This window comes from Curtobacterium sp. S6 (assembly GCF_000710345.2).
Lineage (GTDB): Bacteria > Actinomycetota > Actinomycetes > Actinomycetales > Micrococcaceae > Rothia.
Map to the genome: position 1 here is coordinate 20,030 of NZ_JHEL01000010.1, position 11,343 is coordinate 31,372.

The 11,343-nt window shown below is 64.0% G+C and carries 10 protein-coding genes; 4 read left to right on the top strand and 6 right to left on the bottom strand.

What is annotated here, in order from left to right:
* Window position 1: 1 nt before the first annotated feature.
* Genes CURSPS6_RS01225 through CURSPS6_RS01235 form a run of 3 tightly spaced genes read right to left on the bottom strand, consistent with a single transcriptional unit; the run spans window position 2 to window position 2,924 of the window.
* Window positions 2-1,375, bottom strand: coding sequence for an MFS transporter (locus CURSPS6_RS01225; RefSeq protein WP_030013501.1), 1,374 nt, complete (start codon window positions 1,373-1,375; stop codon window positions 2-4).
* Window positions 1,372-2,043: a formyltransferase family protein gene (locus tag CURSPS6_RS01230; RefSeq protein WP_051687536.1), complete on the bottom strand. Its 672-nt coding sequence runs from the start codon at window positions 2,041-2,043 to the stop codon at window positions 1,372-1,374. Before CURSPS6_RS01230 ends, CURSPS6_RS01225 begins: the two co-directional genes overlap by 4 nt.
* Window positions 2,040-2,924, bottom strand: coding sequence for a ThiF family adenylyltransferase (locus CURSPS6_RS01235; RefSeq protein WP_152978011.1), 885 nt, complete (start codon window positions 2,922-2,924; stop codon window positions 2,040-2,042). The genes CURSPS6_RS01230 and CURSPS6_RS01235 overlap by 4 nt, the downstream gene beginning before the upstream one ends.
* A 98-nt stretch (window positions 2,925-3,022) precedes the next feature.
* Between CURSPS6_RS01235 and CURSPS6_RS01240 the strand changes: the two genes are divergently transcribed.
* Entirely contained in the window at window positions 3,023-3,757 is a 735-nt protein-coding gene (locus tag CURSPS6_RS01240; RefSeq protein WP_035809983.1) for an ArsR/SmtB family transcription factor, read from the top strand.
* 142 nt (window positions 3,758-3,899) lie between these two features.
* On the opposite strand, the gene CURSPS6_RS01245 is transcribed toward CURSPS6_RS01240, so the two are convergent.
* Window positions 3,900-5,900 (bottom strand): acetoacetate--CoA ligase, encoded by a 2,001-nt coding sequence (locus CURSPS6_RS01245; protein WP_035809985.1) that lies wholly within the window; start codon window positions 5,898-5,900, stop codon window positions 3,900-3,902.
* A 224-nt stretch (window positions 5,901-6,124) separates the two neighbouring features.
* On the opposite strand from CURSPS6_RS01245, the gene CURSPS6_RS01250 reads away from it, so the two are divergent.
* Window positions 6,125-8,125, top strand: a complete 2,001-nt coding sequence (locus CURSPS6_RS01250; RefSeq protein ID WP_051687490.1) for an ExeM/NucH family extracellular endonuclease — start codon at window positions 6,125-6,127, stop codon at window positions 8,123-8,125.
* On the opposite strand, the gene CURSPS6_RS01255 is transcribed toward CURSPS6_RS01250, so the two are convergent.
* Window positions 8,120-9,247, bottom strand: a complete 1,128-nt coding sequence (locus tag CURSPS6_RS01255) for an NgoMIV family type II restriction endonuclease (RefSeq protein ID WP_051687491.1) — start codon at window positions 9,245-9,247, stop codon at window positions 8,120-8,122. The two genes, CURSPS6_RS01250 and CURSPS6_RS01255, sit on opposite strands and share 6 nt — an antisense overlap.
* Before the next feature lie 163 nt (window positions 9,248-9,410).
* Between CURSPS6_RS01255 and CURSPS6_RS01260 the strand changes: the two genes are divergently transcribed.
* Window positions 9,411-9,734 (top strand): 2Fe-2S iron-sulfur cluster-binding protein, encoded by a 324-nt coding sequence (locus CURSPS6_RS01260; protein WP_030013510.1) that lies wholly within the window; start codon window positions 9,411-9,413, stop codon window positions 9,732-9,734.
* Window positions 9,735-9,824: 90 nt separating this feature from the next.
* A complete protein-coding gene (locus CURSPS6_RS01265; protein WP_152978012.1) occupies window positions 9,825-10,625 on the top strand; it encodes a DUF4232 domain-containing protein in 801 nt (266 codons plus the stop codon).
* 12 nt (window positions 10,626-10,637) lie between these two features.
* Here the strand turns inward: CURSPS6_RS01265 and CURSPS6_RS01270 are convergent, their stop codons facing one another.
* Window positions 10,638-11,240, bottom strand: a complete 603-nt coding sequence (locus tag CURSPS6_RS01270; protein ID WP_030013515.1) for a malonic semialdehyde reductase — start codon at window positions 11,238-11,240, stop codon at window positions 10,638-10,640.
* Window positions 11,241-11,343 lie beyond the last annotated feature (103 nt).

The window sequence follows — 11,343 nt, forward strand, 5'->3', positions numbered from 1 at the left end:
ACTACAGCCGACCTCTCAAGCGCACTTGGCGATGATCACGCATGAGGATTACAGCAACGAGCAAAGCTCCCCCGCCGAAGACCGCGCCGGCGAGCGCGGCGGCCGTATGGAAGCCTGACAAAAAAGGTCCGCGGGCTACCATTGCACCGAGGACCGCCACCCCGACCAGGCTGCCGGTCTGGCGAGCGGCATTGATGACTCCTCCCGCGATACCGACGTGTTGTGGCAAAGCTGAAGACACAGCAGCCGTTGTCGCCGCTGGCATCGCAAACGCCATCCCGAAGCCGACGGCGAATGTCAGGATCGCTAATAGGACGAACGGGGTCTCCGCGGTTAGCAGCACGAGGCTACCGAAGCCGATCGTACCGATCATCAGTCCGATGAGCATGGTCGGGAACGCGCCCCAACGACCGACGGCACGACCTCCCAAAGGGGACCCAATCACCGCGCTACATGCCTGGGGAGCGAGCGCGAGACCCGCCAGCCACGGTTCATAACCCAGGTACCGCTGAAAAAACAAGGAAAGAACGAACAGCTGACCGAAGAAGCTCAGGTTGAGCGCGAACCCGACAACCGCGGCCACAGAGAACCGAACACGCCCAAATAGATCCATCGGTAGCATCGGCGCCGGATGCCGACGTTCGACGTACACGAAAATCGCAAGAAACACGGCCCCAGCAACGAGGTCAAGGCTCTGCCAGGCCGACCAGCCGTATTCCCCGGCGGTGATGACGGCATAGGTGATCCCACCGAAGCCGAGCACCGACAGCGCTTGCCCAGGCAGGTCCATCCGTCTTTTACGGCTTCCTGTGATGCCGGGAAGCGCACGCAGAGTCAGCCGACAACCGACAGCAATAACGGGAATGTTGACCCAGAACACCGCACGCCAGCCGATCACCGACACAAGTGCTCCGCCCAAGACGGGCCCGATCGCAGCCGCTACTCCGCCGGCCCCGCCCCACAGGCCGATGGCTCGTGCTCTTTTCTCTGGATCCTCGTAAACGGCTGATAGTAGTGCCAACGAAGCAGGCACGATCGCTGCCGCTCCTAGGCCCTGAAGAACGCGGCCCGCCACGAGATATCCACCCGTAGGTGCCAGGGCGCATGCGGCGGAGAAGACAGCGAAAACCAACAATCCTGTCACGTAGACCTTGCGTGCCCCGATGCGATCACAGGCGGCCCCCGCGGTGAGGAGGAAGGCCGCGAACACGAGGGTGTAGGCGTCGATGACCCATTGCAAGGACGCCACGCTCATGTGAAGATCGAAGCCTACCCTGGCGAGGGCTACGTTGACTATGGTCGTATCCAACATAACGATGAAGAATCCAAGCAGGATAGCGATCAATGATCCCTTCGGACGGCAGACTCCATTCATGGGTGGAACTCCATCGCGGCACGCGGGGCGCGGATAGGCGGGTGCCCGAAGTACGTCCGCCGACTCAGATCTTGCTCCCAGGTGCGGTAAGTCCTGTCGAGTAGCGTCGGCAAGACTAAATCGAACAGAGTCCAGGATGCGGCAAAATGCGAGTCGCGTATTTCCTTTGCCGTTTCGGTACCGGTGAGGGAGAGACGTTGCTGCGCCACGAGAGGGCCTTCGCCCAACCCGATCGTCATTCGTACCGCAGACACGCCACCTTCGGTCTCGTGCCTCTCAGCCATCCAGTAGAACGGGGCCAGCCCGGCGTAACGGGGAAGTGGGCCAGGGTGGAAATTGATGGCGTCGCACCTGGGCGCTTCCAGGAGTCGTCTCCCTAGGCGTAGCTGATAGTTGGCTACGACGAAGTAGTCAGGAGCCAGATCTTCCACGATACTCACGAACTCTTGAGTATTGACGTCCGAAGGACGCAATACCTGTACACCAAGCTGCGTAGCTTTCTCCGCAAGGTCCACAGGATCAGGCTCATCCAGGTAGTAGTCGCACAGTACGCCGGGCTCGCGTAGCGTTACCGCCGCCAAGGTCACTTCAGGGTGGCAAGCCAGACGTGTGAGAAAGTAATCGCCGAAGACTGAGTTCGTCTCGGTGAATAGCACTATCCGAGTCATCGTGCCCACCAGGCTTTCTCTACGATCTTCGCCTCCCAGGTCAGCGTGTCGAAGAGCGCGTACCCAGGCTGGACTGGCAATTTTGTGCGCCCTGGAAGGTCCATGATCTCTTGGGCGAGCCGTTCGACAAGGACGCCTTCGGCTAAAGGAGGGCAGGCCCCGAAGATCGGCATTGTCTGATTCTCCACGAACCACTCATTCAGCATGGTTGCTGACGGGAAGTCCTGGTACTCGGGCATGATGCGTTCCATTAATCGTTGCACCACATCCGGCGTGAACTCGGCGTCCTCAGGCACGCCGTAGACTTCCTCGATGGGCATTGAATCTTTGGTATAGGTGAACACGAACGTGGAGTGAGCCACTGTAGGAATCTTGAACATGAACTTGCATCGATCTGAGGCACGGAAGGCTCGATGCAGGGCGTATCGGTTCCTGATCTGGTAGAACTCCATCTGATCCATCACGTAGTCACAGCCATCCATGAACTCTTCGGCGGTGTCTGGAGTGATGCCCTCGGGAAATACATCAATGTTGGTGTCGCCGGTTAGTGCGAAGACCTGCTCGGCGACGACTTCAGCCTTATTACGACCAATCGTGTCTCGGCCGGCACCGTATTGTCGTTGCACGTTCGTTAAATCGAATTGGTCCGGGTCTGCAAGTTTCAGGTTGAGTGCACCCATACGAACCAGGCGTGCTACTACGGCACCACCAATTCCGCCCGTACCGACGATGCCGATCACAGCGTCTCGCAGACGTACCTGTCGTTCACGTTGCTCGCTGACGGTATCACCGAGCCATCCAAGATTTCGATGTACTCGTTCCCAGTAGAAGTCCTCGTCGTATGTGCCGCACAGACGCTGTCGGTTTTCACGCATCGCCATCAGTTCGTCCCTCTCGTGCAAAATTGAATTTTGTGAACTTACCCTGCGTCATTGACTGTTCGGTCATGACCGAACAGTTCTGGACGCACGCTGGAGGCATGATTGTGCGTGTATACCCTGAGTCCGTTCCTGACATCTCGGCTACGGCGACAGCGCTAGCCGATGCATCGCGAGCGGCAATGTGTGCTGCTCTCATGGACGGGCGAGCGTGGACGGTCGGGGAACTCGGCAACTATGCGGGATTGGCCCGTTCGACCGCAAGCGAGCACGTCGACGCGCTCGTAGCCCACGGCATCGTTCGCGACATCCGGCAGGGCCGGCATCGCTACATCCGATTGGCCGGAGAAGACGTCGCCCACGTCATCGAATGCCTCGGCGCCTTGGCGAGCTCAGATTTGCCTACGCCCCACAGCTTGATCGCTTCAAGAGCGAACACAAACCTCCGCGAAGGCCGAACGTGCTACCAACATCTCGCGGGGAAGCTCGGGGTCAGCTTGGTCGAACAGTTGCAGGATCGCGACTATATCGACAGTCAGTGGCAAGTCACGCGACGAGGACGACGCCTCTTTACCCAATGGGGTGTCCCCATCACGATGCTCACCACAGGAACACCTTGCATGGATTCCACCGAACGCCGCTTCCACCTCGGAGGCCCTTTCGGAACCGGACTGTGCAAGGCTCTGCTGCACAGAGAGTGGGTCGCCCGCATCGGCCGTACGCGAGCCGTGCGCCTCACCGCTACCGGCCGTGAGGCCCTTATCGATGCCGGGCTAGCTCCTGGCTCACCGGCAACCATCGACGACGATGACCACCGCGACTTGGCAAGCCTCTAGGCCTGCTGAGACACGACGCCAAGACCGACGGTCGCGTCCGGCTGCCAAGTCCTCCGTAGGATGCGTCGCTTGGAAAGCCAACTACGCGTTGACTCCGACCTACGTCAATGCAACCTTTCCCGTCATTTGTGGCGCACCCGACTCAACGCGCTCGGAATTCCCGGGCTGCGTCGACGTACCAGTCCAGCACCTCGGCGTCCTCCGCGCTCGCGCGGTTGAGGCTCTCCGGTCCTGCTCCCTGGAACAGGCGCTTGACGGGCACCTCCAGGAGTTTTCCCGTCCGGGTTCGGGGAACCGCGGGCGCCTCGATGATCTCGTCCGGAACATACCGCGGCGAGACCTCCGTTCGGATGCTTCGGACGATCTGGTCCTTCAGCTCCTCCGTCAGCCGCGTGCCGGGTTGAGGGACCACGAACAGCGGCATGTAATAGTCTCCGCCGGTCAACTCGGCTCCGATGACCATGGACGCGGCGACGCCGTCGACCTGGTCCACCACGTGCGTGATGTCCGACGAACCCATCCGGATGCCGCCGCGGTTGATCGTCGAGTCCGACCGACCGTGGATGACGATTCGACCGTCTCGCGACTGGGTCACCCAGTCCCCCTGGCGCCAGGTGCCGGGGAACAGCTCAAAGTACGCCTCGCGGAGCCGCGAGCCATCCTCGTCGTTCCAGAAATACAGGGGCATGCTGGGCATGGGGGTCGTCAGGACCAGTTCGCCAACCTCGTCCCAGACCCGCTGGCCCCGAAGGTTCCACGACTGAGCGTCCACGCCGAGATAAGCGCCCATGAGCTCTCCCCGATAGACGTCCATGAAGGGATTGCTCCCCACGAAGGCGCTCGTGACATCCGTTCCCCCGGAGTCCGAGCCGAGCCTGACGTCGGGCGTGACGGCCTCGTAGACCCAGTCCCAGACCGGGCCCGGAAGAGATGAGCCCGTCACGAGGATGGTTCGTAGCCGGGAGAAGTCGTATCGGGTGTTGGGTCGCACGCCGGCGTGCTCCGCCATGGCCAGCACCGCCGCGCCGGTTCCAAAGAATGACACCCCGTGCCTGGCCACGAGCTCGAGGGACTTATCAGGACCCCCGAAGGTCGGGGAACCGTCATAGGTCAGGATCGTCGCCCCGAGCAAAAGATTCCCCATGTGCAGGTTCCACATCATCCACGTGGTGGCCACGGCGGTGTAAACCCGATCTCCCGCGCTCACGTCCCCGTGAAGTCCCAGGGCCTTGAGGAATTCCACGACGACACCTCCGTGGGAATGGACGATGCCCTTGGGCCGCCCCGTGGTGCCCGAGGAGTACAAGATCCACAGCGGATGGTCGAAAGGCACCTGTTCGTAGCGCGGCTCAGCCGGGTTCCGAAGGATCTCGGAGTAGCGAAGCACGTCGGACGGCACCTCGCCAACCTCGGCCGGATCCCGCTGATCCACTAAAATCACCCGTTCGACGGTCGGCAGGACCTCCCGGAGCGGTTGGATGGTTCCGGTCATGTCGCGAAGCCGACCCGCGTAGTCGTAGCCGTCCACCGTCAGCAAGATTTTCGGTTCGATCTGGGCGAAACGATCCGCCACGCCCTGGGGCCCGAAGTCGGTGTTGACCACCGACCACACCGCCCCGACCGCCGCGGTGGCCATGAGGGCCACCACGGTCTCCGGGATATTTGGCAAGACGGCGGCCACGCGGTCACCAGGACGCACCCCGAGGTCACGCAGCTTCTGTGCCAGAGACGCAACGTTGGCCTCGAGTTGCTTCCAGGTCAGCTCGGCGGTCGGGGCGGTCTCGTGGTCACCGATGATCGCGAGGTCGTCGGGCCTGTCCGCGACGGCAGCCAGGGAATTTTCGGCGTAGTTCAGACTCGCCCCGGTGAACCACCGCGCCCCGGGCATCTCGCGGCTGGAGAGCACCTGTGTTTCCCTAGCCGAGGAGACGACCCCGAAATAGTCCCAGATGTCCCGCCAGAAGTCTTCGAGACGATCCACCGACCACCGGTGCAGGGCCTCATAGTCGGGGAGGCTCAGCCCGTGGCGTTCCTCGACCCATCGGGCGAAGTCGTACATCCGGGAGCCCTCGACGTCCTCGGGTTGGGGACCCCAGAGGAAAGTGCGCTCGGAATCAGACTGGTCCTCGGGACTCGTTGCCATGGTCGGCCTCTCTTGTCGATGGGATAGGGGGACGTCCTCCGGGCGCCTCGGCATGGCACGCACACTCAGTGTGATGCAACGCATCTTCGATCCAGGGTAGTCGTAGGTGGCCGGGCCAACATGTTCTCCGGGAGTTCACCCCCGGGTGTCCCGTGACTCATCGACCTGCGGTTCTAGCGACCTACGGTCAAGATGAACCATCAATCACCGCACCGAGGATCACCATGACATCGCACCCCCATTCCCAGCGTCCCCACCGATACCGGGTCGCGGCCCTCCTGGCCGCCGGCATGCTCGGCCTGACCGCGGCGCCCGTGTGGGCCGCGCCCGCCACTCAGAAAACGGACAAGCCCACCGCCATCGCCGACATTCAGGGAACGACGGACATCAGCCCGATGGACCATCGAAAGGTCACGACCAGCGGGATCGTGACCGCCGCCTACCCGCAGGGCGGGTTGAAGGGCTATTACCTCCAGACGCCCGGGACCGGCGGCGACCAGGGCCCCACACCGGGACGATCCGACGGCCTCTTCGTCTATTCCCCGGACACGGTGGGACAGGTCCGCGTCGGGGAACAGGTTAAAGTCTTCGGGCAGGTGAGCGAGTATTACGGCCAGACTCAGATCAGCGTCTCCGCGGGGGCGGTCTCGGAAATCCACGACGCCGCCCCGGCGGTCAAGCCCTTCACGGGCCTCGTGCCGGAGGACCCCGCCGCCCGCGAGGCCCTGGAAGGCATGCTCCTGCAGCCCTCGGGCGAGATCACCGTGACCGACAGCTACGCCACGAACCGCTACGGCGAAATCGGACTGGTCAACGGGTCCAAGGCCCTCCCGCAATCCACCGACGTTGCCCGCCCCGGCTCGGAGGCCCAGGCCGTGGAGGCCGCCAATGCGCGGAAGGAATACCTCCTCGACGACGGGGCGACCGTGGACTACACCCGCGGCGCCAGCGGGACACCGGTCCCCTACCTGTCGAACGGGAAGCCGGTACGGGCCGGGGAACCGGCTACCTTCACTCAGCCCGTGATCCTCGGCTACGGCTACGACTCCTGGCGCCTCCAACCGACCACCTGGCTGACCGGAGGGCCCGAGGCCGCAGCGCCCGCGACCTTCGGCAACACGCGGGTGGCGACCCCACAGAAGGTCGGAGGAGACGTGTCCGTCGCGAGCTTCAACGTCCTGAACTATTTCCCGACGACCGGCGATCAGCTCAGTGGATGCCAGTACTACAAGGACCGCGAGAACAACCCGATCACCGTCAGCGGAGGGTGCGACGCACGCGGAGCCGCCAATCAGGAGAACCTCGACCGACAGCAACGCAAGATCGTCGAGGCGATCACCTCGCTCGACGCGTCCGTGCTCTCGCTCGAAGAAATCGAGAACTCCGCGCGCTTCGGCCAGAACCGCGACGCCGCCCTGCACCAGCTCGTGGACGCCCTGAATCAGAAGGCCGGGACCGACAAATGGAAGGCCGTGGATTCTCCGGCGACGGTGCCCGGATCGGAGGACGTAATCCGCACGGCCTTCATCTATCAACCGGCTAAGGTGACTCCCTCTGGCGACTCCACGATTCTCGCCGACCCCGCCTTCGACAACGCCCGACGCCCCCTGGCCCAGGCTTTCCAGCCGACCGCATCCGGTAGCGATAAGTTTTTAGCGATCGTGAACCACTTCAAGTCCAAGGGATCGGGTGAGGGCCCCGGCAACGAGGACGCCGGCGACGGTCAAGGCGCGTCAAACGCGTCGCGCGTGGCCCAGGCCAAGGCGCTGGCCACCTTCGCGGCAGATCAACAGAGCGCGGCCGCGACGGACAACACGGTTCTGCTCGGTGACTTCAATTCGTACACCCAGGAAGACCCGATGCAGGTGCTGTACGAGGCGGGCTTCCAAGACATCGGCTCCGCGAAAACCACCAAGCAGACCTACCTCTTCGGTGGTCGCGTGGGCAGCCTGGATCACGTCCTCGCCTCAGGCCCGATGTTCGACGCCGTGGCCGGCGCCGACGTGTGGAACATCAACTCGGTGGAGTCAGTCGGTCTCGAGTATTCGCGGTTCAACAACAACGTCACGAATCTCTACGCGCCGGATGCGTACCGTTCATCGGACCACGATCCGCTGCTGGTCGGCTTCAACACCGTCTCGTCCGACAGCGGTCACCATAACCACGGTCACGGCGGACATCATGGGGGCCACGGGCGGCACGGCCACGGCGGCGGGACGTTATAGCGCGAGATCCAGCGGCAGATCTGAAATGTCCTTGAGGCGCCGCCCCTGGACCATCGTGTGCAACAGATCGGCCCCGGCGGGGTCGGCCTCGGGGTCGATCGCGTCCATGAGCTCATGCAAGGCCACGTGATAGACGCAGTCGATGTCCCCCGTGCCGAGCGCGACCGCCGCGAGCCGCGAAGGCATCGGTTCCCCGGTCACCAGCACCAGGTGCGGCACACGTCCTCGCCGGTTGCGGATGAGGTGCCTCGCCTCGGAACGGACCTGTTCCGCGCGGTCGCTGCGCAACGTCCACTTGCAGGCGACGACGGCGTGCAGGAGCGCCTTCGACTGCACCGCCGAACGAAGCGGGCTCGCCGAGGCGAGCGGTCCCATCGGATCAACGATCCGCGCCGTCGCGTTGAGTTCGGAGTCCGGGACCGGGGCACGGGCCACCACCACGTCCGGGGCGATGATGGACGAGTCGTGCCCGATCAGCGCCCGCAGGTCCCGGTGTGCCTCGATGGCCTCTCGAAGCCCGCTGACGTGCTCGTACTGCTCGAAGACCGTCGAGGCGTCCTGGACCCCTTGACCATCCGCGGCATCGCCGAGGCGGCGCACCGTCCACTCCCCCGGCCGAACGACGTCGAGGGCACGCATGACCGATTTCAGGTACGCGGCGACGGCGCGCTCGAAGTTCCGCCGCACCCCGTGCCCCGGCGCCCGCCGGGCCTCGGGGACCCCACCGACGCCGTCGACCACGGCGCGGGCGTATCGGATGCTCGAGGACGAGTCCTTATCCGCGTTGGAGGGAGCCCCCGTCCCCGGGTCCACCACGAGCACTCGTTCATCCAGGAGCGCGCGGTGAAAAACACGACGCGCGCGGTCCATGAGGTATTCGGGATCCACGCGGCGGGATGCGGCGATTTCGGCCCGGGTCATCTCCGCCTCGGCGTCACGAAGGTTGGGTGGTTCCGGCACCGAAGGCCGCGTCGGTACGGCATCGTTGCGGGACGCGGACTTGCCGGGATTCTTGGGTGCGGCACGCGGCGGCGACGCGGGCTGCTCGTCGGCGAATTCCGTGAGATCCAGGGAAAAGAGGAACTGTTCCTCCGGCTCGTTCTGTGAGCGACGTCGGCTCATGCATCCTCCAGGTCCGTCGGTTCCCGACCAGATTACTCAAGATGCCGAAACATCACGCGCGACTATGTTTCGCGTCACCTCTCATGACGAGGAGTTAACCTCCGTCCGGGTGGCCTGCCTAGACTGTGTGGGCACCTGATTTTCAGCCCACTCCGGGAGAGTAATGAGCATCAACATCACCGTGGTCGACGAGGCCGGCGACTCGCATGAGGTCGAGTGGAAGGACAACCAGACCCTTCTGGAATGTCTCCACAAGAATCAGTACCCGGTGCTCGCGACGTGCGGCGGCAACGCCTCGTGCGCCACCTGCCACACCTTCATGGACCCGCAGCATTTCGAGGCGGGCGGGGACGACCGCACCGAGGAGGAGGAAGACCTCCTCGAGATGATCGACGACGTCGCCAACGAGTACTCGCGCCTGGCATGCCAAACGCAGTACAACGATGAGCTCGACGGCGCCACGGTGACCCTCAAGCCCGGAATGTGACGCCCCGCGGTTCCGGCCGACGCCGCACGGCACTGGCCGCGCGAGCCTCCCGTGCTGGCACCCGTGCGGAAATCTGCCTACTCTATGCACATGTACGATCGCACATCTCGACGCATACGTACGGCCTTCACAGGGGCGGCGCTCGTGGCGCTGTCTTTGGGGGTCAGTGCGTGCGCCTCCGGGAATTCCTCGGACCAGGGAGAACAAGCCTCACCGCAGAGCTCGGGCACGTCGTCGAGCGCGGAGGCTTCGGCGACGCCATCCCCCTCGGATTCTTCGGCCAGCCCTTCGGCGAGCGCGACGCCGACCCAGCCGGCCCCGAGCCCCACCGTCAGCGAGGCGGAACCCACCCCGCAACCCAGCGGAACCGTCGAGTCGGCCCCGGCTTCTCCGACCCCCGAGGCCTCGACCGATCCGAGTCACGCGACTCCCAGCGCCGAGGCCGAACAGCCCTCCCCCGGAGACGCCAAGTCGGGGACCTGCGGTCACGGCAATCTTCACGTGTCGGTCAACGCCTCCAACGGGGCCGCGGGTTCTTCGTATTACACGTTGACCTTCACGAACTCTGGCTCAGAGCCCTGCAAACTCACCGGGTATCCCTCGGTCAGTTTCATTGACGATTCGGGGCAGACCATCGGCTCGGCCGCGATGCCCGCGACGGACCTCGGCGGCACCGGGGCCACCCTTCAGCCGGGCCAATCGACCTCGGCCATCTTGCGGAGTACCCAACCCGAACTGTTCGGCCCCACGTGTCAGAAGACCAATGCCAGCGGGCTACGCATCGCCGCGACGGACGGCGGAGACTCCTTGGACGTTCCGTTCCCGTCGTCGGCCTGCGCCAACCCCGGAGTCTCCCAGCTATCGGTGAGCAAGGTCGGCGTCCAGGGCTGACGGCCTGCGCGTTTAGAGCGTGGTGGTGGACTCTTCGTAGGAGTACCGCGGCGAACGAGAGTATTCCGGTTCGACGCCCCGGCCGATGTTCACGACCACGACCGAGCTGAGGTCCTGGCCGGCCAGGAGGTCCTCGTCGACCCCGGCGGGATCGAATCCTGTCATCGGTCCCGCGGCCAGTCCCATCGCGCGGACCGCCATGACGAAGTAGCCGACCTGGATAAAGGCATTGTCACGGCCGGTGCTGGCGGCGAGCTCGGGGTTGTCCAGGTACATCTGTCCCATCTGGGGACGAGCGGGGAGGAACTGCTCGAATTTGTGGTGCCACTTGGTGTCCACAGCCAGGATCGCGACCAACGGCGCCGACTGGGTCTTGGGCTGATTGCCCGGCATCATGTGGCTCACGAGGCGATCGCGGGCCTCGCCGCGCTCGACCCACACCACGTGCAGGGGCTGCGAGTTGAAGGCGGTCGGGCCCATCTTGGTCAGTTCGTAGATCGCGCGCTTCTGCTCTTCCGTCACGTCGACGTCCTCGAAGGCGCTCACGGTGCGGGCGTTGAAGAGCAGGTCGGTGTCCTCTTGGGTCAGCTGGGTCTGCGTTGCGATGTCGGTCATTCCGCGTCCTTATGTCCGGATTCGGGCACCTCGCGCCCTGCGCGCGCGTGCCATTGCTTTACGGGTAAACCGAACGGCCCCGAATGTTATTCCTCCGGAGGCC

What these genes read in the sequence shown, in the direction of transcription:
- CURSPS6_RS01260 (WP_030013510.1), top strand. Translation starts at nt 9,411, where the DNA reads ATGAGCATCAACATCACCGTGGTCGACGAGGCCGGCGACTCGCATGAG.
- CURSPS6_RS01250 (WP_051687490.1), top strand. Translation starts at nt 6,125, where the DNA reads ATGACATCGCACCCCCATTCCCAGCGTCCCCACCGATACCGGGTCGCG.
- CURSPS6_RS01235 (WP_152978011.1), bottom strand. Translation starts at nt 2,924, where the DNA reads ATGGCGATGCGTGAAAACCGACAGCGTCTGTGCGGCACATACGACGAG.
- CURSPS6_RS01240 (WP_035809983.1), top strand. Translation starts at nt 3,023, where the DNA reads ATGATTGTGCGTGTATACCCTGAGTCCGTTCCTGACATCTCGGCTACG.
- CURSPS6_RS01225 (WP_030013501.1), bottom strand. Translation starts at nt 1,375, where the DNA reads ATGAATGGAGTCTGCCGTCCGAAGGGATCATTGATCGCTATCCTGCTT.
- CURSPS6_RS01255 (WP_051687491.1), bottom strand. Translation starts at nt 9,247, where the DNA reads ATGAGCCGACGTCGCTCACAGAACGAGCCGGAGGAACAGTTCCTCTTT.
- CURSPS6_RS01270 (WP_030013515.1), bottom strand. Translation starts at nt 11,240, where the DNA reads ATGACCGACATCGCAACGCAGACCCAGCTGACCCAAGAGGACACCGAC.
- CURSPS6_RS01265 (WP_152978012.1), top strand. Translation starts at nt 9,825, where the DNA reads ATGTACGATCGCACATCTCGACGCATACGTACGGCCTTCACAGGGGCG.
- CURSPS6_RS01230 (WP_051687536.1), bottom strand. Translation starts at nt 2,043, where the DNA reads ATGACTCGGATAGTGCTATTCACCGAGACGAACTCAGTCTTCGGCGAT.
- CURSPS6_RS01245 (WP_035809985.1), bottom strand. Translation starts at nt 5,900, where the DNA reads ATGGCAACGAGTCCCGAGGACCAGTCTGATTCCGAGCGCACTTTCCTC.